Source organism: Rhodoferax potami (assembly GCF_032193765.1).
GTDB classification, from domain to species: Bacteria; Pseudomonadota; Gammaproteobacteria; order Burkholderiales; family Burkholderiaceae_C; genus Allorhodoferax; species Allorhodoferax potami.
Genome location: NZ_JAVBIJ010000001.1, coordinates 2,736,944 through 2,755,763, shown reverse-complemented (window position 1 = coordinate 2,755,763; position 18,820 = coordinate 2,736,944). Strand labels below are relative to the sequence as shown.

Sequence of the window (18,820 nt, the reverse complement as noted above, 5' to 3'; positions counted from 1 at the left end):
ATGCGGCATGCCTAAAACCCCCCATGCAGAGCCAGGCGCAACGCCCATCGTTTTTGAGCCGGAGTTCATTGAAGGGCTTACCCGCATCTTTGAAGTGAGCATCGTCTTCAACCAGATGTTGGGCTTGAAGATCACCTCCATCACCCCCGACAAAGTGAAGGCCCGCATTTCCATGCGCCCCGAATTGGTCGGTCACTATGCCTACAACCGCATACACGGCGGCGTGATCAGCGCAGGGCTGGATGCCATGGGCGGTTTGGCGGTGATGGCCGCCATAGGCGCCCGCCACATGGACGAAGCGCCTTCGCAGCGCCTGCACCGCTTTGCCAAACTGGGCACCATCGATTTGCGAATTGACTACCTGCGCCCCGGCATCGGCGAGCAGTTCGAGCTGCACGCCGAGGTAATGCGCCTGGGCTCACGCGTGGCGTCTACCCGCATGGAGTTTCTGGGCGCGGATGGCAAGCTGCTGTCCACGGGGTCTGCGGCTTACATCGTCTCCTGACAGGCTGCTCCGGCGTTGTTGGCGTATTGCGCCACGATCTTGGCCGCCTGCCCACTCCGGGTGATTTTGCTGGCTGCTTCGGCAAGACGTGTGCGGTCTGCTTGCGCAAATCCGGCGGTGGCCCATAGGTTGAGGTCCAGCCGCCCCAACACAAACGCCGCTCCCAAGTCGGCGGAGCGCATGCCCTCCTCGAGGAGCCCCTGACGCAAAGAGTGACGCACGCTCGCAACCGCATCCACCCGACCGCTGCGAAGCAACTGCAACATGGACGAGAGCGAGTTGGTGCGTTGATGCAAGACGCCTTCCAAATCGGCAATCATTCCGTAGCCTGCGCCACCGCTCAAGCTGGCAATGCGCAAGCCCCGTAGCGAAGCCCTGCTGTCCAGGACCAGACCTTTGCGCGGTAGCACTTCGACTTCCAATTGGGTCAATCGCGCAATAGATTGGACCTCGGAATCAAAACCCGGGACCGGTAGCAAGATGGTGAGGTCGGACGACCCGCGATTGATGTTTTGCAACGCACGGGCAATCGGCACCAGCCGCGTTTCTATGGGATGTCCGCAGGCTTTCGAGAGCGCCTGCGCAAAGTCAGCCATGACACCGGTGATGGATCCATTGGGCTGAACGAAGCCGTAAGGAATCACATCAATCACGTCAAGCAGCCAAGGAGGCGCTGCCACGGAGGCCGAGGCGATCCCGAGGGGCAGGGTGGTTAAAGTGGACAGCAGGTGTCGTCGATCCATGGTGGAAGCACTCAAACCTTGCCCGAAGGCGTTATGGACTCCACAAGAAATACCGCCTGACCATATTAACCCTCCACCATGGGTTTGGGATAGGGGGCTCACCCGCGGGTGGCCCCATAAAAAAAGGCCACCCGTGGGTGGCCTTTGTGTCACTTGCGGCAGTTTACTTTTTGGCTGGCGCGTCACTCACATACTCAGACACGACTTTCCATTTGCCATCGGTGATCTGGGAGAGACGCGAAGCGTTGCTACCCAGGCGTTTGGTGGCGGTGAAAGTCTGCACGGGGGCGCCGAACATGTCAGCCGGAATGGTCATGCTGTCCATGACCTTGATGTAGGAATCCGTCGTCAGATTCTTGCCGGCCTTGTTAGCCGCAGAGGCAAAGGTGTTGACGATCATGTAGCCGTAGACCGAGAAGACGGTGGGGTCTTCATTGAACTTGGTTTTGTACTTGTTGGCCCAGAAGCGGATGCCGGGGGTTTGCTCATCGGTGTAGGGGTTCTGCACGGTCATGGCGGCGTAGAGGCCGTCCATGGCTTTACCGCCGATCTTGTGGATCAGGTCGGTGTAGGCAGCACTTGAGCCAATGAAGGTGGGGTTGTAGCCCAGCTTGCGAGCAGTGCCGATGGCGCCGATGGTCTCGCGGATGATGGTGCCCAGCACCACAAAGTCGCAGCCGCCGGCCTGCATTTTCGAGACTTGGGATGAGAAGTCAGTCGCTCCGCGCTTGTAGGAGGTCTTTTCGGCGAATTCCATGCCGATGGTCTTCAGGCCGTCTTCACCACCCTTGAGCACTTCGAGTCCGAAGTCGTCATCCTGGTACAGGGTACAGACCTTCTTGGCGCCTTTTTCTTTCACCAGCTTGGGCACGGCCAGTCGCATCTGGTCGTAGTAGGGTGCGGCAAACGAGTACTTGAGCTTGTGGAAGGGCTCATACATCTCGCGGGCGGCGGTGATCGGGAAGAAGTTGATCACGTTCTTCTCAAACTGCACTGGCATGGCCGCCATGTTCTGGGCGGTGCCGATGTGGCCGACCATCATGAAAATCTTGTCCTGGTTGACCAGCTTCTGGGCTGCGAGTACGGCCTTCTTGGGGTCGTAGCCGGAATCTTCCACCAGCAGTTTGAGCTTGCGGCCGTTGATGCCACCTTGCTCATTGATTTCATCCACGGCCAGCAGCATGCCGGCGCGGGATTGTTTGCCGAAGCCAGCCAACGGACCGGAGAGGTCCTGGATGGAGCCCAGCAGGATTTCGTCTTTACTCACGCCTTGTTGTTGGGCGCTGGCAAAAGTCGCGGTCAGGGCCAGGGTGCCCAGTGCGATGGCGGTACGCAGTTTCATGGTTGTGTCTCCTCGTTGGTTCTCTTTGCAAAGGGGTGCAGCACAGCTGCTATCGGTACATGGCCTCTATACGGGCTTCGTATTTCTTCTCCACCAGCTTGCGTTTGAGCTTCATGGTGGGGGTGAGTTCCTCATCTTCTGCGGTCAACTGGTTTTCCAGCAAGAAAAATTTCTTGATCTGCTCAACGCGCGCAAACTTTTTGTTCACCCGGTCCAGCTCCGCCTGAATCAGGGCCTGCACCTCAGGGGCGCGGGTAAGCGACGCATAGTTGCTGAATGGAATATCCGCGTCTTGCGCAAACTTTTCTACGTTCTCCTGGTCGATCATGACGATGACGGTCAGGAACGGACGCTTGTCGCCGATGACCACCGCATCGGTGATGTACGGTGAGAACTTCAGGTCGTTCTCCAGCTCGCTCGGGGTGATGTTCTTGCCGCCAGCGGTGATGATGATGTCTTTCATCCGGTCGGTAATCCGGAAGTAACCGTCACCATCCACCACGCCCACGTCCCCGGTGTGCAGCCAGCCGTCGGCGGTGATGGTTTCCGCCGTCTTCTCCGGCAGATTCAGGTAGCCGGCAAATACATTCTTGCCCCGCACCATGATTTCACCGGTCGCAGGGTCCAGCTTGACCTCGTTGAAGGGGGCTGCCGGGCCGATCGAACCGGGTTTGATTTTGCTGGCCGGTACGCCGGTGGAGGCGCCACAGGTCTCGGTCATGCCCCAGACCTCGAGCATGGGGACGCCCAGCGCCAAGTACCAACGGACCAGATCCGGTGAAATCGGTGCCGCACCGGTAATCAGGAACCGTGAGCGATGGATCCCGATCAGCTTGCGCACGTTGTTCAGCGCCAGCACTTGGGCTAGTTTGAATTGCAGCTTGAGGCCTGCGCCCACGGGTTGTCCCGCGAGCACCAGATCGGCGATGCGGCCACCCACACCGATACCCCAGCCATAGACCATTTGCTGGATCTTGCCGGACTCTTTGAGAGCGATCATGACGCTCGAGTAGAACTTTTCCCACACCCGTGGCACAGCAGTGAACACCGTGGGGGCAATTTCGCGCACGTTCTCGGGGATGGTCTCGGGGTTCTCTACAAAGTTAAGTTTGGCGCCGGTGTAGAGCGAAAAGTACTCACCGCCCAGCCGCTCAGCAATGTGGCACAAGGGCAAAAAGCACATGCGCTCATCGCGCGCATCCTGGGCGATGAGGGTGTTGTAGCCCCGGATCGCATAGACCAGGCCTTCGTGCAAGTGCATGGCGCCTTTGGGCTTGCCCGTGGTCCCTGAGGTGTAGACCAGAATCGCCAGGTCTTCGGGTTTGCAGTTGGCGCTGCGTTGGGTTACTGCGTTCGGGTTGGCTGCGTTGTAGGTGCGGCCCAGTGCGCGCAGGGCGTCAAGGCTGATGACGTCCGGGTCGTCAAGGCCACGCAGGCCCTCCATGTCCATCACCACAATTTTGCGCAGGGTGCTGCACTGCGCGCGCACTTCCAAGGCTTTGTCGAGTTGTTCATCGTCTTCGACGAACAAGATGCTTGTGGTGGAGTCTTCACACAGGTAGTGCACCTGGCTCGGCGCATCGGTGGGGTAGATCCCGTTCGACACGCCACCCGCCGACAACACAGCCAGATCCGCCCACACCCATTCGACGACGGTGTTGGCCAATATGGATGCGGTGTGGCCTTGTTCAAAGCCTAGGCTGATCAATCCGCCTGCAATCTCGCGCACGGCTTCGGCCGTCTGGTTCCATGTCCAGCTACGCCAGAGCCCCAGGTGCTTCTGGCGCAGCCAGATGTCGGGGCCGCGTGCTGCCACGGCGTTCCAGAACATGGCCGGTATCGTGTCACCGGTCATGGCAATACCACTCTGTGGCTGGATGTTGCTGGTGTCCCAGAGTCCGTTCATGCTGCTATCTCCAGGTTTTCTTCTTTTTCCAACGACGTTCCCCGCGCACACCGTCCTCCTTCATGCCAAGGTAAAACTCTTTGATGTCGTCTTTTTCGCGCAGGTTGGCGCAGGTGTCTTCCATGACGATGCGGCCGTTTTCCAGCACGTAGCCGTAGTCCGAGGCGTTGAGCGCCATGTTGGCGTTTTGCTCCACCAGCAGGATGGTGGTGCCACGCTCGCGGTTGATGCGCACCACGATCTCGAAAATCTCCTTGGTGAGTTTCGGGCTCAGACCCAAGCTGGGCTCGTCCAGGAGAATGAGGTCGGGGTCGGCCATGAGCGCGCGGCTGATAGCCAGCATCTGCTGCTGTCCGCCTGAGAGCAAGCCCGCATCCTGGGTGGCGCGCTCTTTCAGAATCGGGAAATAGCCATACACCGTGGCGATATCTTTGGCCACGCCGTCGCGGTCCGAGCGGGTAAAGGCCCCCATGAGCAGGTTGTCATGCACGCTGAGCAGGGGGAAAACCTCACGCCCTTCAGGCACGTGGCTCAAGCCCTCTTGCACGATGTGCGCCGGATCGCGCGCCGTGATGTCCTGGCCCTTGAATTCGACCGAGCCTTTGCGCGGATCAATGATCCCCGAGATGGTTTTCAGAATCGTCGTTTTGCCCGCGCCGTTGGAGCCGAGCACCGTGGCTATTTCGCCGCGACGCACCTGCAAGCTCACACCACGGATGGCTTTGATCGGCCCATAGGCACTCTCAACGTTCGAGAGCTTGAGCACCGGCTGGTCGCTGATAGGTGGGGGCAGGGTGCTCATGCAACCTCCCGCGCGGGTTGGCGGCGCAAGGACGACACATCGTCGATCGAGCCCAAATAGGCTTCCACGACCGCAGGGTCCGTTTGCACTTCGCGTGGACTGCCCATGGCCAGCACTTCGCCCTGGTTCATGGCCAGAACCCGGTCTGACACTTTGGATACCAGACTCATGTCGTGTTCCACCATGAGCACTGTGATGCCCAACTCGTTTTTGATGTCCTGGATCCAGAAGGCCATGTCGTCGGTTTCTTCCACATTCAAGCCGCTGGAGGGCTCATCGAGCAACAGCAGTTTGGGCTCGGTGCACAGGGCTCGGGCCATCTCCACCACCTTGCGCACGCCGTAAGGCAGGCCGGCGACCAACGAGTCGCGGTAGTGCTGCAGGTCAAGAAACTCAATGACTTCTTCGGCCTTCTCCCGCGCTTTCAGTTCAGCCTCGCGCACGGCGGAGGTGAACAGCAAGTCCTGCCAGAGGCTGGTTTTGCGGTGGGTGTGACGTCCGATCAGCAGGTTGTGCAGCACGCTGGCGTGCTCAAAAAGCTCGATGTTCTGAAAAGTCCGGGCAATGCCTAGCGACGCCACATCCTGGGGCGCCTGGTCGGTCAGTTGCAGCATGCCCTGCGGCCCGCGGTAGGCAATGCTGCCGGTCGTGGGGGTGTAAATGCGACTGATCAGGTTGAACACCGTGGTCTTGCCAGCGCCATTCGGGCCGATCAGGGTGAAAACCTCACCTTGCTTGACGTCGAAGCTGACTTTGTTGACCGCCAGCACGCCGCCGAAGCGCACGCTCAGGTCCTGGGCGGAGAGTAATGTGTCGGTGCTCATTTGAGGCGATCAGACTTTTGGAAGGATTTCTGCCGCTTGAACATGCCCTTGCGGTAGAACGGGAACATTTGCAAATAGGTGCGCACCTTGAGCCAGCGGCCGTACAAGCCCATGGGCTCGAACAGCACAAAAGCAATCAGGACACTGCCGTAAATCACGCTTTTCAGACCGGGAGCCTGGCCGATGATTTCCGGCAAGAACTCTTTGCTCAGCGAAATACCCTGCGGCAGGATGATGAGGAAAATAGCCCCCAGAAACACCCCGTGCACCGAGCCCAAGCCGCCGATCACAATCATCAACAACAAGTCAATCGATTGCAGCAAGTTGAATTGGTCGGGCGAAATGAAGCGCAGGTTGTGCGCATACAAGGCCCCCGCCATACCGGCCAAAGCCGCTGAAATCGAGAACGACAGGGTTTTGTAATACGCGAGATGGATGCCCATGCTCTGGGCTGAAATCTCAGAGTCGCGAATCGCCACAAACGCCCGGCCCGTAGGCGAGCGCAGCAGGTTCAGAATGCCCAAGGTGCACAGCACAGTGAGCACCAGGCAGACAAAGTAGAAGCCGGTGCCACTGCTCAAGTCATAGCCGAACATCCGGATCGCAGCAACCGACTTGCCGGCGTTACCCCCGGTGACAGATTCCCAGCGCGCAAACACCTCTTCGATGATGAAGCCGAACGACAAGGTCGCCATGCCCAGGTAAATGCCTTTGAGCCGCAATGCAGGGATACCCACCACCATCCCGATCGCCGCAGACAGCGTGCCGGACAAGGCAAGGGCCACCACAAAGGGCACTCCCATTTGCACCAGATAGGCCTGTGTGTAAGCACCCACGCCAAGGAAGGCGGCGTGGCCCAGAGAGAACTGGCCGGTAAAGCCCGCCAGCAGCATCAGGCCGAGCCCTGCAATCGCATAAATCAGCACCAGGTTCAGCTGGGCCAGGCTGTATTCGGTCAGCAGCCACGGTGCCGCCAATAGCAGGACGATAAGCGTGCTGTACCAAAAAACGTGACCGCCGTGTTTGGCAAGCTTGATGTCCTGCGCGTAGTCGGTTTTGAAAATAAAACGCATCAGACTTTCTTCCGCAGTTTTTCGCCGAACAGTCCATTCGGCTTGACCATCAACATGACCAACACCACCACATACGGTGCGGTGTCCTTGAATCCGTCGGGTAGGTAGAAGCCGGCAAAAGACTCCACCAGCCCGATGACAAGCCCACCGACGATGGCACCCGGCAAGCTACCGAACCCGCCCACCACGGCGGCAGGGAACGCCTTCAGGCCAATGAAGCCCATGTTGGCGTGCACAAAAGTGATGGGGGCGAGCAGTATTCCGGCAATCGCGGCAACCGCCGCGGCAAGACCCCAAGCCAAGCCGTTCAGGCGTTGCACCGGGATCCCCATGTAATACGCGGCCAACTGATTCTGGGAGGCGGCCTGCATTGCGATGCCCAGCTTGGTGTAGCGGAACAGGGCGAACAACAGCACGCACAACACGCCGGTCGCACCGATGATGACGAGGTGTTCCACGTTGAGCACCAGGGCGCCGATGCCCATTTCATTGCCGCCGAACTTCAGGATCTCGTCTTTGTAGGGCACGGCCAAGGCGTTGGTGTCGGTACCGATACCGGGGATCATGGTGATCAGCCCGCGCGCCACATAGCCGATGCCGATGGTGAGCATCACGATAGAAAACGCGGGTTGCCCCAGGATCGGGCGGATGACCATGCGCTCCAAGAAGATGCCGAATACGGCCATGCCCAGGATCGCGCTGGGTACAGCGATCCAGTAAGGCATGCCCAGCATGGTCATGCCCACCAGTCCGCCGAAGGCGCCCAACATCATCAGCTCGCCTTGGGCGAAGCTTACGGTTTCGGTGGCCTTGTAAATCAATACAAAGCCGAGTGCAATCAGGCCGTAGATGCACCCTTGTGCTACGCCGCTGATCAGCAATTGAAGGAACTGCACGTTGTCTCCTCTGGAAGTGCAGTTCGGTTATAGCGGGGTGCTCTTCAATCGCCGATAGGGTTCCCACTGATCTCGTTGTCCCTTAGAAAGCCCTTTTTGACGCCGGGGCTTCCTGCTGCAGGCTATCTGCTAATAGTGCCTGTAGCGCCCGCTTTGTATGCGCGGGTAGCTATCAAAAACGTAGCGTTATTTGCCGGTTTTATTGATGGGGCGCGGGCGTCCCTGGTCGTCTATGGCGACATAGGTGAGTGACGCCTCGGTGACTTTGGTGTAGTTTCCTTGCGACCGGTAACGCTCGGCATAGACCTCGACCTTGACCGTGATTGAGGTGCGCCCGATCCGGCTCACTTTGCTGAAAAAACTCAAGATGTCGCCCACGCGCACCGGCTGCTTGAATATGAATTCATTGACCGCGACGGTGGCCATGCGCCCCTGGGTGTAGCGCGCGGGTAGCACGGAGCCGGCGAGATCGACCTGGGCCATGACCCAGCCGCCGAAGATGTCGCCGTTGGCATTGCAGTCCCCCGGCATGGGGATGACTTTGAGCACCAGCTCCTGATCGACGGGCAATTGAACATGGGCGGGGCTTGGAACAGTAGACATGGGCACAATCCTGACTTGAAACTTCTCTGAATTGTCCCCCATGCGACCCTCTAGTCTTCCTGCAGCCGCGCCTGCCGCTCCCCCGTCGGCGCCCGGCATGCCACCTTCCTCGGATTGGAAGACGCTGCAACGCTTGTTTCCGTACCTTTGGACCTACAAATGGCGGGTCATCGCAGCCCTGGGCTTCATGGTGGCGGCGAAGCTGGCCAACGTCAGCGTGCCCTTGCTGCTCAAGCAGCTGGTGGACGCCATGACCCTGAAGCCCGGTGACGCCACGGCAGTGCTGGTGGTACCGGTGGCGCTGCTTGTCGGGTATGGCGCATTGCGGCTGTGCACGTCTTTGTTCAGCGAACTGCGCGAGCTGGTGTTTGCCAAGGCGACCGAGGGCGCCGCACGGTCCATCAGCCTGCAGGTGTTCCGCCACCTGCATGCCATGAGCTTGCGCTTTCACCTGGAGCGCCAGACCGGGGGCATGACGCGCGATATCGAACGGGGCACCCGTGGCGTGCATTCGCTGATCAACTATTCGCTCTACAGCATCGTGCCCACCTTGATCGAGGTGACGCTGGTGCTCACGCTGCTGGCAGTCAAGTTTGACGTTTGGTTTGCCTGGATCACCGGCATTGCGCTGGTGGTGTACATCGGCTTTACCGTCACCGTGACCGAGTGGCGCACCCAGTTCCGCAAGAAGATGAACGAGATGGACAGCACGGCGCACAGCCGGGCCATCGATTCGCTGCTGAACTACGAGACGGTGAAGTACTTCAACAACGAAGACTTCGAGGCCCGCCGCTACGACGAAAACCTGGAGCGCTACCGCCGGGCAGCCGTCAAAAGCCAGCGCACCCTGAGCCTGCTCAATAGCGGCCAGCAGCTCATCATTGCCAGCGCGCTGGTCACCATGCTGTGGCGTGCCACGCAGGGTGTGGTGGACGGGCGCATGACGCTGGGCGACCTGGTCATGGTCAACGCCTTCATGATCCAGCTCTACATTCCCCTGAACTTTCTGGGCGTGATTTACCGCGAGATCAAACAGAGCCTGACCGACCTGGAAAAGATGTTCAGCCTGATGGAGCGTGAGCGCGAGATTGCGGATTCGCCGGATGCGCACCCCCTGCAACTGGCGGCCGGCGGGGCCGATGCCAGCGTGCGGTTTGAAGAGGTGACCTTCAGCTATGACCCGACAGGCAGCCAAGCCGCTGCGGGCACCGAGGCGCGCACCATCCTGCACCACATCAGTTTCGAGATTCCGGCGGGTAAAACTGTCGCGGTAGTCGGGCCCAGCGGCTCGGGCAAGTCGACATTGGCGCGGCTGCTGTTCAGGTTTTATGACGTGCAGCAGGGCCGTATCACGATTGCCGGGCAAGACATCCGCAACGTCACCCAAGGCAGCGTGCGCCAAGCGATCGGCATCGTGCCGCAGGACACCGTGCTGTTTAACGATACGGTGGAATACAACATTGCTTATGGCCGCCCCGGTGCCAGCCGTACCGAGGTGGAATCAGCCGCCAAGGCCGCGCACATTCATGGCTTTATTGCCGCTGCCCCCCGCGGGTACGACACCATGGTGGGCGAGCGGGGCTTGAAGCTCAGTGGGGGCGAAAAACAGCGCGTGGCCATTGCCCGCACGCTGCTCAAGAATCCGCCTGTGATGATTTTTGACGAAGCCACCAGTGCTTTGGACAGCGCCAATGAGCGCGCGATCCAGGCGGAGTTGCAAGGCGTTTCGCGCAACAAAACGACCTTGGTGATTGCGCACCGTTTGTCGACGGTGGTGGATGCGCACGAGATATTGGTGATGGATGCCGGTCGCATCATCGAGCGCGGCAATCATGCCGAGCTGCTTTTGGCCAATGGACGTTACGCGTCCATGTGGGCTTTGCAACAAAGCGGGGAGTAATTTATGGATGTTCTGTTGTTATTGGTAGCGGCACTCGCTTTCGCGTGGGCCAAAAAGAAGGACCAGAGTGAGCGTATTGCCCTGCTGGGTTCGACGCTGTCGCGCTTTGATATTGAAAAGTTGATGGAAAGCCTCACCGACGGGTATCTGCGGGCCTTGGGCGAAGAAGATGCCGAGCGCCAGGCACAGGTCTGGAGCTACCTCGAGGTGCAGGAGCAAACCCTGAGCGAGCAATTCGCGGCGTTTGCGGCCGAGTTCGCCACGCTGGAGGCGTCCGCGACACGCGTGAGCCGTTTGCCCATCGCCATTCCTTACGCGGCCCGCTGGTGGCCAGCGGCGGGGTTTGATGCGCGGGAAGCGTTTGCAGTGCACGCGCGTGGCATTGCTGCCGTGGTTGAAAACCGGGCGGGTTTGGCGCCCAAGCGCCGTGCGTTCACCCTGTCGGCAGAACTCTTCTTGATGCAGCACACCTGCCATTGGTATTGCCGCTCCAAGACGGTGGCCTCCGCCCGTTTGCTGGCCCGGCACAAAACGGCCTTTCAGCAGGTGCTGCAATCGGTGAGCGTTGGCACCCGCGATGCGTATCTGGCATTGACCGGGCAGAACTTGCCAGCCTGAAAGCGGTAAAAAAGAGGGTCCGGCGATCAAGCCGGACCCTCAACCCGTCGCAATTCAACCTTGATTAACCTGGAGTACGTGCGCCCTTAGAAGGTCTTGCGCAAAGAGATTTCAGCGCCTTCGCCCGAGGCATTGCTCTTTTCTGAGCCGTTGGCGTTAAAGCGTTTCTGTGTGTCGCGCACCAGCGAGAAGTGCACGCCGGTCGTCGCGTCCAGTAGCCAGGCGTAACCGATCCCGATGCGGAAGCTGTCTACGTCGGAGCTGGCGTCGGTTGCAGATTTACGCGATGTTTCGTCGATGTTGCGCACAGAGGCCCGGATTTCTCCCGGGCCGTAAGGCACCCGAACACCAACGGTGAAAACATCTTGACTGCCGCTGCCGGTGATGTTGGCTTTGCTGGATCGTGCATAGGTGCCACCTACGCGCACGATTCCGAAGTCGTAATAGGCGCCCATCGCCACCGTGTCCATGGTCTTTTGGGTAGTGGTGTCCCACTTGTCTTGCTCTTGCTGGACGCTGAATGCCGCCGATGCAGGGCCACTGGTGTAGGCCAGGTGGGCACCGATGCCATTTGCTGCCGTTTTTTCACCTTTGCTGAACGTGAGGCCGGCGTTGAAGCCGTTGGCAGTGGGGGTGGTGTAGTAAATCGCGTTGTTCCACTGGTTGGCCGCCAGAGCGCCACGTGATCCCATGGAGGCATAGCTGTCGCCGATGAATGCCTCATAGCGGCCTGCGGTCGATATGCCGTATTGCGGAGAGTGCAGGCGGCCGAGCTTCAGGTCGCCGTATTTCTTGCTGTTCAAACCAACCCACGCTTTGTCTTTGAACAAAGCGGCGCTGTCGTTCTGCGCACCGTTGTCGGCGTTAAAGCGCATTTCGATCACGAAATAGCTGCTCACGTCGCTGTCAATGTCAGAAGCGCCGGAGAAATTCAGGCGTGCATTCGAACCTTCATCCACCGCTTCCGATGAGGTCGTTTCTTTGGACAGGTCCGAAGGAATGGCGCTTCTCAGGCCAACGTCCAGGCGGCCAGAGATTTTGACCGGGATAGCGGAGGTGACCGCTGGTGCAGTAGATGCGGGAGCGGGTGTTGGGGCCGACTGTGCAAATGCATTGCTGATCAATGCACACAGGGTGAGCGGCAGCAGGGTGGATGGAATAGGGCGCACTTCAAATCTCCTCGTTGGTGTGAAATCAGTTAACTCGTCATAAGTCAGACGTCAGATGACTGAAATTGAGTTTAGGAGAAAGTCTGAAATCCAAAATCAGTGAAAACCCTGCCGGAGATGGGACGGGGGCTGGGTCAGGCCGCTTCGATCTTGCGCCGCAGTCGCTCGCGGCTGTTGCTCAAGTGCATGAACATCGCGGCCTTGGCAGACGCCGCATCCTGGCGGGCGATGGCGTCGAAAATGGCTTCATGCTCGCGTTGGGCGATCTCTTTTCCGTCCGACAAAATGGGGAGTGCCTCGCCGAACTGGCCTGCCGCTGCATGGCTCTTGGCGGTCTCTGTTCCTTCGTGGGAGTGAGAGCGCAAGGTGGCATTGCCCAGGTTGCCCAGCACTTCCAAAAAATACTGGTTGTCGGTAGCGGCAGCAATTTCAGCGTGGAAGCGGTAGTCGTCTTCCACCGTGCTCTTTCCCGCCTGCCAGTTGGCCCGATAGTTCTGCAAGGCATCCCGCATCACCGCCAAATGAGCCTCCGTGCGGCGCAAGGCAGCGAGGTTTGCAGCCTCGGATTCCAGGCTGATCCGCAGCTCCAGCATAGCAAGGGTTTGCTTGACATGTAGTTCTGGCGGCGGAGCTGACAGCAGGCCGCCGTTCACAGCTCGCTCCAGAACAAACGTACCTATTCCGTGACGCGTCTTCACAAAGCCACTGGCCTGCAGGCTGGACATCGCCTCGCGGACCACCGTTCGGCTCACGCTGAACTCTTGCATCAGCAATGGCTCCGGTGGAATGCGATCCCCGGGTTTGAGCTCGCCCGCCAAGATGCGCGCCTGAAGACTGTCGACCACCCGCTGTGGCTGACTTTTGCTGGTGAGGGGTTTGGGGGAGGGGGTGGTCATATGAGTCAGATTTTAATGAGGGTGCGAATGATCTCGATCGCCCAATTTACGACGCATAAGGGTTAGTACCATCTAAGACGTCTGACGTCTTGGTCTATAGTCACTCTATCAATTTGCGGACATCCCATGAAGATCGAAAAAATTACAGGGCAGATATTCACCTACCCCACCCGGCGGTCGGTGGACAGCGATGGGCACTCTCACCCGGGCGCAGAGAGCCAGGCAAAAATGGCACTGCTGACCCTAGAGGCGGATACTGGCGATAAGGGTTATGCATTCGCGCCCCAAGAAGTGGTGCGCTCTCACGTGTTGGATGCCTTTGTCCGCCCAGCGGCCCTAGGGCAACACCCGATGCAGCGGGAAAAAATCTGGAAGAGCCTTGAGCACCGCCAACGCGGAAGCGCCGGCCAATTGACCGACCGGGCGCTTGCCGCCGTCGAGCAAGCGCTGTGGGATCTGGCAGGTCGCGCACTGCAAACTCCGGTGTACCGCCTTCTTGGTGGCTACCGCGATAAGGTGCCTGCCTACGGCAGCACCATGTGCGGAGATGAGTTGGCCGGAGGGCTGGCCACACCGGATGACTATGCCAACTTTGCCGTCAAGCTGGTAGCGCGCGGCTACAAAGGCATAAAGATCCACACTTGGATGCCCCCGGTGCGCTTCGCTCCGGATGTGGATATGGACATCAAGGCCTGTGCTGCTGTCCGTGAAGCCGTGGGCCCAAATATCGCATTGATGCTGGACGGCTATCACAACTACAGCCGTGTAGATGCATTGCGCATCGGCCGTGCACTCGAAAAACTCCAATTCGCTTGGTTCGAAGAAATGATGAACGAACAAAGCATGGAGTCGTACGCGTGGCTCGCAGGGCAGCTCGATATTCCCATCCTCGGGCCCGAGAGCCTTTCTGGCAAACACTACAGCCGCGCAGCCTGGGTGCAGCACGGTGCCTGCGACATCTTGCGCGCAGGTGTGCCCGGCGTAGGAGGCATCACACCGACGCTGAAGGTCGCCCATCTGGCCGAGGCATTCGGAATGGACTGCGAGGTCCACGGCAACGGTGCGGCCAACCTGGCAGCCTGCGCGGCCATCAAAAACTGCAAGTGGTACGAACGGGGCTTGCTGCACCCGTTCCTGGAGTACGACGACGTGCCGGCTTACCTGCATGCCTTGGTCGACCCGATGGACAGCGAAGGCTTCGTTCACCTGTCGCAAAAACCGGGGCTGGGCGAAGACATCAACTTCGACTACATCGAAGCCCACACCGTGTCGCGCTACTAAAGTTCCTATCTGTAGCAAGGACCTCACATATGTACGAAAACAAAACAACAGGCTTTCTGTTTGTGCTGCCCTTTGTGATCGGGGTGCTGGGCTTCAAGCTCTTCCCGTTTGTGATGAGCTTCGCATTGAGCTTCACGCAATACGACTTCATCAGCCCGCCCCAGTACATCGGCCTGGAGAACTACCAAGAGCTGTTCCAAAAAGACCCGCTATTCCAAAAGTCGCTGGGGGTCACTTTGCTGTTTGCCGCAGTGGCTGTCCCGATGCGGGTTGGGTTTGCGCTGTTCATGGCCCACGTGCTGAACTTCAAGCTGCGTGGCATCAACTTCTTTCGCTCGGCGTATTACCTGCCGTCCATCCTGGGTGGGTCTATCGCCGCTGCCATCATGTGGCGATTCATCTTCTCCCAAAACGGATTGGTGAACATCGTGATGATGAAGATGGGCCTGCAGCCCATCGCGTGGCTGGCTGACGAGCACTACTCACTCTGGACCGTGGTGCTCTTGTTTACCTGGCAATTCGGCTCGGCAATGGTCATCTTTCTGGCAGCACTCCAGAACGTGCCCACCTCGTTGTACGAAGCCGCTGAAATCGACGGCGCCAGCAAGACCCAGCAGTTTTTCAAGATCACGGTACCGCTGATCACCCCGGTGATCTTCTTCAACCTGATCATGCAAATGGTGCACGCCTTCCAGGAGTTTAACGGCCCCTACATGATCACCGAGGGCGGCCCCTTGCACTCCACGTATGTGCTGTCGCTGTACATCTACGACCAGAGCTTCAAGTACTTCAACCTGGGCTACGGCAGTGCGCTGTCTTGGGTGCTCTTTGCGATCGTGGCGGGCCTCAGTGCGATCTCTTTCTTCACATCCAAGTACTGGGTCTTCTACTCCGGTGAAAAGGAGCGCAAATAATGCAAGCCGAACTGACTCTGGCAGAGCGTGCCAGCTCAGACGCCTACGCGAACGAGCTCCAGCGCAAAGAAAAAATCAGTGCGGCCGTGCGCTACGGTGTGCTGCTGGTCATGGGCCTGGTCATGCTGTACCCCATGATCTGGCTGGTCGGTGCGTCCTTCAAAACCAATGCAGAAGTGTTTACCGAAATCGGCTTCTGGCCCAGCCGATTTGACTTTTCGGCCTATGCCAAGGGATGGAAGACCAGCACAGAGTACACCTTTGCGACGTACTTCCTGAACTCATTCTTGATCATCATTCCCAAGGTGATCGTGACGGTGATTTCATGTGTCCTGGTGGCGTATGCGTTCGCGCGTTTCGAGTTCTGGGGCAAGAAATTTCTGTTCAGTGTGATGGTGGGAACCATGATGCTGCCGCTGATCATTCTGCGTTTGCCCCAGTACCTCATGTTCAAGGAATTCGGCTGGATCGATACCTACCTGCCGCTCATTGTTCCATCGGCATTCGCGACCGATACCTTCTTTGTTTTCATGCTGGTGCAGTTTCTGCGCGGGATTCCGCGTGACATGGAAGAGGCCGCCCAGATCGACGGTTGCAACGCGCTCCAGCTTCTGTGGCACATCCTGATCCCCATACTGAAACCGGCCCTTATATCGGTCGTGGTGTTTCAGTTCATCTGGAGCATGAACGACTTCATGGGGCCCCTGATCTATCTCTCCAGCGTAGAGAACTACCCCGTGTCTTTGGCACTGAAGATGAGCATCGGTGCCACCGAAGAGGTCGAATGGGCCAGCGTCATTGCCATCTCGGTGGTGGCCTTGATTCCATCACTGGTCGTGTTCTTCCTGGCACAACGGCATTTCATTGAAGGTGCCGCCAGCAGCGGTATCAAAGGTTAAAGAGGAGCCTCTTGTGGCGCAATTGCAATTAAAAAAAATCGAGAAGACATACCCCAACGGGTTCAAAGCAGTGCACGGCGTGGATCTGCAAATCCGCGACGGCGAGTTCATGGTGTTTGTAGGGCCCTCGGGCTGTGCCAAAAGCACCATCCTGCGGATGATTGCGGGGCTGGAGAGCATCAGCGGCGGTGAGCTGTTGATCGGCAACCAGGTGGTGAACAGCTTGCCGCCCAAGCAACGCGGCATTGCCATGGTGTTCCAGAACTACGCCCTGTACCCGCACATGAAGGTCTATGACAACCTGGCCTTCGGCTTGAAACTTGCAGGCACGCCCAAGGCCGAGATCGATGCGCGGGTGCGTGAAGCCGCCAAGCTGTTGGAGATGGACCATCTGCTGGACCGCTTCCCCAAACAATTGTCAGGTGGACAGGCACAACGGGTGGCGGTGGGCCGCGCCATCGTGAAGCGCCCGGAGGTGTTCTTGTTCGACGAGCCGCTGTCCAACCTCGACGCCAAGTTGCGCGCATCGATGCGGGTGCGCCTGACCGAACTGCATCGCACCTTGCGGGAGCAAGGGCGTCCGTCCACGGTGGTCTATGTCACCCATGACCAAGTGGAAGCCATGACCATGGGTGAACGCATCTGTGTGCTCAAGGATGGCGAAATCCAGCAAGTCGATACGCCCACCGCACTCTACGACCGGCCCGCCAATGTGTTTGTCGCCGGGTTCATCGGTTCGCCGGAGATGAACATCATCCCCGCAGCGGTGACGAACCAGGGGGCTCAACTGTCCATCGGCGGGGTCACGCTGCCAGCACCACAAAAGCACATGGAGCGCTTGAAGTCACAGACCCAAGTGAAGTTCGGTATCCGCCCGGAACACATCACCGCAGGTGGACACAGCGAATCCGCGGTGCACATGGTGGACGGGACCTTGCGCTTCATGGAGCACATGGGCAGTGAGGTGTTTGTGCACTTCACCTTGGGCGAGATACCGCTGACGGCCCGTGTCCCCGCGGACCAACTCCGCGACTTGGCGGGCAAAACCCGCGGGGACCGCCATGCTTTTGGTATCCAGATGGATGCGTGCCATGCATTTGACATGGACACCGGGCTGAACTTGTTCTTGTGACATCAAAAAATCAATGAGGAGACAACCATGAAACGACGTTCTATTTTGTTGGCAGGTGCTGCGCTTTCAATCGCCATGGCGGCAAGCGCCCAAGAGACTACGACTCTGCGCTTTTCCTGGTGGGGTGGTGGTGCCCGGCACGACGCCACACTGAAAGCCATCGCCGCCTTCGAGGCAAAAAACCCCGGCGTGAAAATCAAGGCCGAGTACATGGGTTTCAACGGCTACCTGGAGCGCTTGTCGACCCAGTACGCCGGTGGCACCGAGCCGGACATCATGCAGATCAACTGGGCTTGGCTCTCCACCTTCTCCAAGACCGGCGACGGATTCCTGGACCTCAACAAGCACAAGGCCTTGATCGGCTTGAACCAGTTTTCCGAGGCCGACTTGCAGACCGGCGTTATCAACAAAAAGCTCAATGCCTTGCCGGTGTCGTACACCGCGCGCATCATGCTATGGAACCGCGCAGCCTACGAGCGTGCAGGCCTGAAGATGCCCGCAACCTGGGAAGATTTGTTTGCCGCCGGGCCGGTGTTCAAGCAAAAGTTTGGCGACAAGGCCTACGCCATTGATGGCGAGCTCTACGACATGATTTTGCTGTCGCAGACCTACATCATGCAAAAGCACGGCACTCCCTATGTGCATCCATCGCAGCCCAAGGTCGCCATGTCTGAGGCTGCTGCCCTCGAGTGGGTGCAAACCTACAAAAAGCTGGCGGCCAACAATGTGGCGGTGCCACTGCCGGTGCGCGCCTCCTTGGGCGGCGCTGAGAAGCCGACCGAGCAGCAGCAAGACTGGGTGAGCGGCAACTGGGCCGGTAACTACACCTGGGACAGCGTCATCGGTTTGCGCGCAAGCACCCTGAACAAAGACCAGAAGCTGGATGTAGGTGAATTCTTGACCCTGCCCAACGCGAAAAACTCCGGCATGTTCGGTCGCCCGTCCCTGATGTTTGCGGTGGGTAAAAAGACCAAGAACCCCGAGATGGCCGCCAAGTTCCTGAACTTCATGGTGACTGACCCAGAGGCGATCGCCATCCTCGGTATCACCCGCGGAGTGCCATCTGCAGACAGCCAATTCCGAGCCATTGTGCGGACCGACGCTTTGCAGGGCGCTGAGCTCAAGGCCTTCTTGCAAATCAAAAAGCAAAAAGACAGCGGCAAGATCGATATGCCTTCGCCTTTGTTTGAGAACGCCCGTTTCAACAAGTTCATCCGCGAAGTCTTCGAGACAGTGGCCTACGGCAAGACCACGGAGCTAGAAGCCGCCAAGCGCCTGGTGGAAGAGGGCAACGCCTTGTTGCAACGTATCAAGTAA

18 protein-coding genes are annotated in these 18,820 nt (G+C 58.7%); 8 read left to right on the top strand and 10 right to left on the bottom strand.

The features are described 5' to 3' along the window. Positions 1 to 7: 7 nt before the first annotated feature. Complete coding sequence (locus RAE21_RS13230) at positions 8 to 505, top strand: thioesterase family protein (RefSeq protein WP_313881754.1); 498 nt, start codon at positions 8 to 10, stop codon at positions 503 to 505. Here RAE21_RS13230 and RAE21_RS13225 read toward each other — a convergent pair. The 8 genes from RAE21_RS13225 to RAE21_RS13190 form a co-directional block, all read right to left on the bottom strand. After that, positions 490 to 1,248 (bottom strand): substrate-binding periplasmic protein, encoded by a 759-nt coding sequence (locus tag RAE21_RS13225; protein ID WP_313881753.1) that lies wholly within the window; start codon positions 1,246 to 1,248, stop codon positions 490 to 492. The two genes, RAE21_RS13230 and RAE21_RS13225, sit on opposite strands and share 16 nt — an antisense overlap. Positions 1,249 to 1,411: 163 nt before the next feature. Next, a complete protein-coding gene (locus tag RAE21_RS13220) occupies positions 1,412 to 2,590 on the bottom strand; it encodes an ABC transporter substrate-binding protein (RefSeq protein ID WP_313881752.1) in 1,179 nt (392 codons plus the stop codon). Between the two features lie 49 nt (positions 2,591 to 2,639). Further along, positions 2,640 to 4,496: an AMP-dependent synthetase/ligase gene (locus tag RAE21_RS13215; RefSeq protein WP_313881751.1), complete on the bottom strand. Its 1,857-nt coding sequence runs from the start codon at positions 4,494 to 4,496 to the stop codon at positions 2,640 to 2,642. Positions 4,497 to 4,500: 4 nt separating this feature from the next. Continuing rightward, the gene (locus RAE21_RS13210) at positions 4,501 to 5,298 is read right to left on the bottom strand and encodes an ABC transporter ATP-binding protein (protein WP_313875047.1); all 798 of its coding nucleotides are present in this window, start codon (positions 5,296 to 5,298) and stop codon (positions 4,501 to 4,503) included. Next, positions 5,295 to 6,122 (bottom strand): ABC transporter ATP-binding protein, encoded by an 828-nt coding sequence (locus RAE21_RS13205; RefSeq protein WP_313875048.1) that lies wholly within the window; start codon positions 6,120 to 6,122, stop codon positions 5,295 to 5,297. The genes RAE21_RS13210 and RAE21_RS13205 overlap by 4 nt, the downstream gene beginning before the upstream one ends. Beyond that, positions 6,119 to 7,195 carry a branched-chain amino acid ABC transporter permease gene (locus RAE21_RS13200; protein ID WP_313881749.1) on the bottom strand — a complete coding sequence of 359 codons (1,077 nt, stop codon included), beginning with the start codon at positions 7,193 to 7,195 and terminating at the stop codon, positions 6,119 to 6,121. The genes RAE21_RS13205 and RAE21_RS13200 overlap by 4 nt, the downstream gene beginning before the upstream one ends. After that, a complete protein-coding gene (locus tag RAE21_RS13195; RefSeq protein WP_313875050.1) occupies positions 7,195 to 8,091 on the bottom strand; it encodes a branched-chain amino acid ABC transporter permease in 897 nt (298 codons plus the stop codon). Before RAE21_RS13195 ends, RAE21_RS13200 begins: the two co-directional genes overlap by 1 nt. Positions 8,092 to 8,277: 186 nt before the next feature. Continuing rightward, the gene (locus RAE21_RS13190) at positions 8,278 to 8,694 is read right to left on the bottom strand and encodes an acyl-CoA thioesterase (RefSeq protein WP_313881748.1); all 417 of its coding nucleotides are present in this window, start codon (positions 8,692 to 8,694) and stop codon (positions 8,278 to 8,280) included. A 40-nt stretch (positions 8,695 to 8,734) separates the two neighbouring features. Here RAE21_RS13190 and RAE21_RS13185 point away from each other — a divergent pair, with 40 nt between their 5' ends. Both RAE21_RS13185 and RAE21_RS13180 read left to right on the top strand, forming a co-directional pair. Beyond that, on the top strand, positions 8,735 to 10,594 hold the full coding sequence (locus RAE21_RS13185) for an ABCB family ABC transporter ATP-binding protein/permease (RefSeq protein ID WP_428984028.1): 1,860 nt from the start codon (positions 8,735 to 8,737) through the stop codon (positions 10,592 to 10,594). 3 nt (positions 10,595 to 10,597) lie between these two features. After that, positions 10,598 to 11,212, top strand: a complete 615-nt coding sequence (locus RAE21_RS13180) for a hypothetical protein (protein WP_313881746.1) — start codon at positions 10,598 to 10,600, stop codon at positions 11,210 to 11,212. 86 nt (positions 11,213 to 11,298) lie between these two features. Here the strand turns inward: RAE21_RS13180 and RAE21_RS13175 are convergent, their stop codons facing one another. Further along, positions 11,299 to 12,381 (bottom strand): porin, encoded by a 1,083-nt coding sequence (locus tag RAE21_RS13175; RefSeq protein ID WP_313881745.1) that lies wholly within the window; start codon positions 12,379 to 12,381, stop codon positions 11,299 to 11,301. A gap of 134 nt (positions 12,382 to 12,515) precedes the next feature. Then, entirely contained in the window at positions 12,516 to 13,277 is a 762-nt protein-coding gene (locus RAE21_RS13170) for a FadR/GntR family transcriptional regulator (RefSeq protein ID WP_313881744.1), read from the bottom strand. A 126-nt stretch (positions 13,278 to 13,403) separates the two neighbouring features. Between RAE21_RS13170 and RAE21_RS13165 the strand changes: the two genes are divergently transcribed. The 5 genes from RAE21_RS13165 to RAE21_RS13145 are packed head-to-tail and all read left to right on the top strand — an operon-like array spanning position 13,404 to position 18,820. Beyond that, entirely contained in the window at positions 13,404 to 14,558 is a 1,155-nt protein-coding gene (locus tag RAE21_RS13165; protein ID WP_313881743.1) for a mandelate racemase family protein, read from the top strand. A 29-nt stretch (positions 14,559 to 14,587) separates the two neighbouring features. Beyond that, on the top strand, positions 14,588 to 15,472 hold the full coding sequence (locus RAE21_RS13160) for a carbohydrate ABC transporter permease (protein WP_313879001.1): 885 nt from the start codon (positions 14,588 to 14,590) through the stop codon (positions 15,470 to 15,472). Continuing rightward, complete coding sequence (locus RAE21_RS13155; RefSeq protein WP_313881742.1) at positions 15,472 to 16,371, top strand: carbohydrate ABC transporter permease; 900 nt, start codon at positions 15,472 to 15,474, stop codon at positions 16,369 to 16,371. The genes RAE21_RS13160 and RAE21_RS13155 overlap by 1 nt, the downstream gene beginning before the upstream one ends. A 13-nt stretch (positions 16,372 to 16,384) precedes the next feature. Beyond that, entirely contained in the window at positions 16,385 to 17,503 is a 1,119-nt protein-coding gene (locus tag RAE21_RS13150; RefSeq protein ID WP_313881741.1) for an ABC transporter ATP-binding protein, read from the top strand. A gap of 27 nt (positions 17,504 to 17,530) precedes the next feature. Then, positions 17,531 to 18,820: an ABC transporter substrate-binding protein gene (locus RAE21_RS13145; RefSeq protein ID WP_313881740.1), complete on the top strand. Its 1,290-nt coding sequence runs from the start codon at positions 17,531 to 17,533 to the stop codon at positions 18,818 to 18,820.

Excerpts from the sequence above, each read along its gene's own strand:
- RAE21_RS13170 (WP_313881744.1), bottom strand. The coding sequence starts at position 13,277 with ATGACCACCCCCTCCCCCAAACCCCTCACCAGCAAAAGTCAGCCACAG.
- RAE21_RS13145 (WP_313881740.1), top strand. The coding sequence starts at position 17,531 with ATGAAACGACGTTCTATTTTGTTGGCAGGTGCTGCGCTTTCAATCGCC.
- RAE21_RS13200 (WP_313881749.1), bottom strand. The coding sequence starts at position 7,195 with ATGCGTTTTATTTTCAAAACCGACTACGCGCAGGACATCAAGCTTGCC.
- RAE21_RS13225 (WP_313881753.1), bottom strand. The coding sequence starts at position 1,248 with ATGGATCGACGACACCTGCTGTCCACTTTAACCACCCTGCCCCTCGGG.
- RAE21_RS13230 (WP_313881754.1), top strand. The coding sequence starts at position 8 with ATGCCTAAAACCCCCCATGCAGAGCCAGGCGCAACGCCCATCGTTTTT.
- RAE21_RS13215 (WP_313881751.1), bottom strand. The coding sequence starts at position 4,496 with ATGAACGGACTCTGGGACACCAGCAACATCCAGCCACAGAGTGGTATT.
- RAE21_RS13190 (WP_313881748.1), bottom strand. The coding sequence starts at position 8,694 with ATGTCTACTGTTCCAAGCCCCGCCCATGTTCAATTGCCCGTCGATCAG.
- RAE21_RS13210 (WP_313875047.1), bottom strand. The coding sequence starts at position 5,298 with ATGAGCACCCTGCCCCCACCTATCAGCGACCAGCCGGTGCTCAAGCTC.
- RAE21_RS13155 (WP_313881742.1), top strand. The coding sequence starts at position 15,472 with ATGCAAGCCGAACTGACTCTGGCAGAGCGTGCCAGCTCAGACGCCTAC.
- RAE21_RS13180 (WP_313881746.1), top strand. The coding sequence starts at position 10,598 with ATGGATGTTCTGTTGTTATTGGTAGCGGCACTCGCTTTCGCGTGGGCC.
- RAE21_RS13205 (WP_313875048.1), bottom strand. The coding sequence starts at position 6,122 with ATGAGCACCGACACATTACTCTCCGCCCAGGACCTGAGCGTGCGCTTC.
- RAE21_RS13220 (WP_313881752.1), bottom strand. The coding sequence starts at position 2,590 with ATGAAACTGCGTACCGCCATCGCACTGGGCACCCTGGCCCTGACCGCG.
- RAE21_RS13165 (WP_313881743.1), top strand. The coding sequence starts at position 13,404 with ATGAAGATCGAAAAAATTACAGGGCAGATATTCACCTACCCCACCCGG.
- RAE21_RS13185 (WP_428984028.1), top strand. The coding sequence starts at position 8,735 with ATGCGACCCTCTAGTCTTCCTGCAGCCGCGCCTGCCGCTCCCCCGTCG.
- RAE21_RS13160 (WP_313879001.1), top strand. The coding sequence starts at position 14,588 with ATGTACGAAAACAAAACAACAGGCTTTCTGTTTGTGCTGCCCTTTGTG.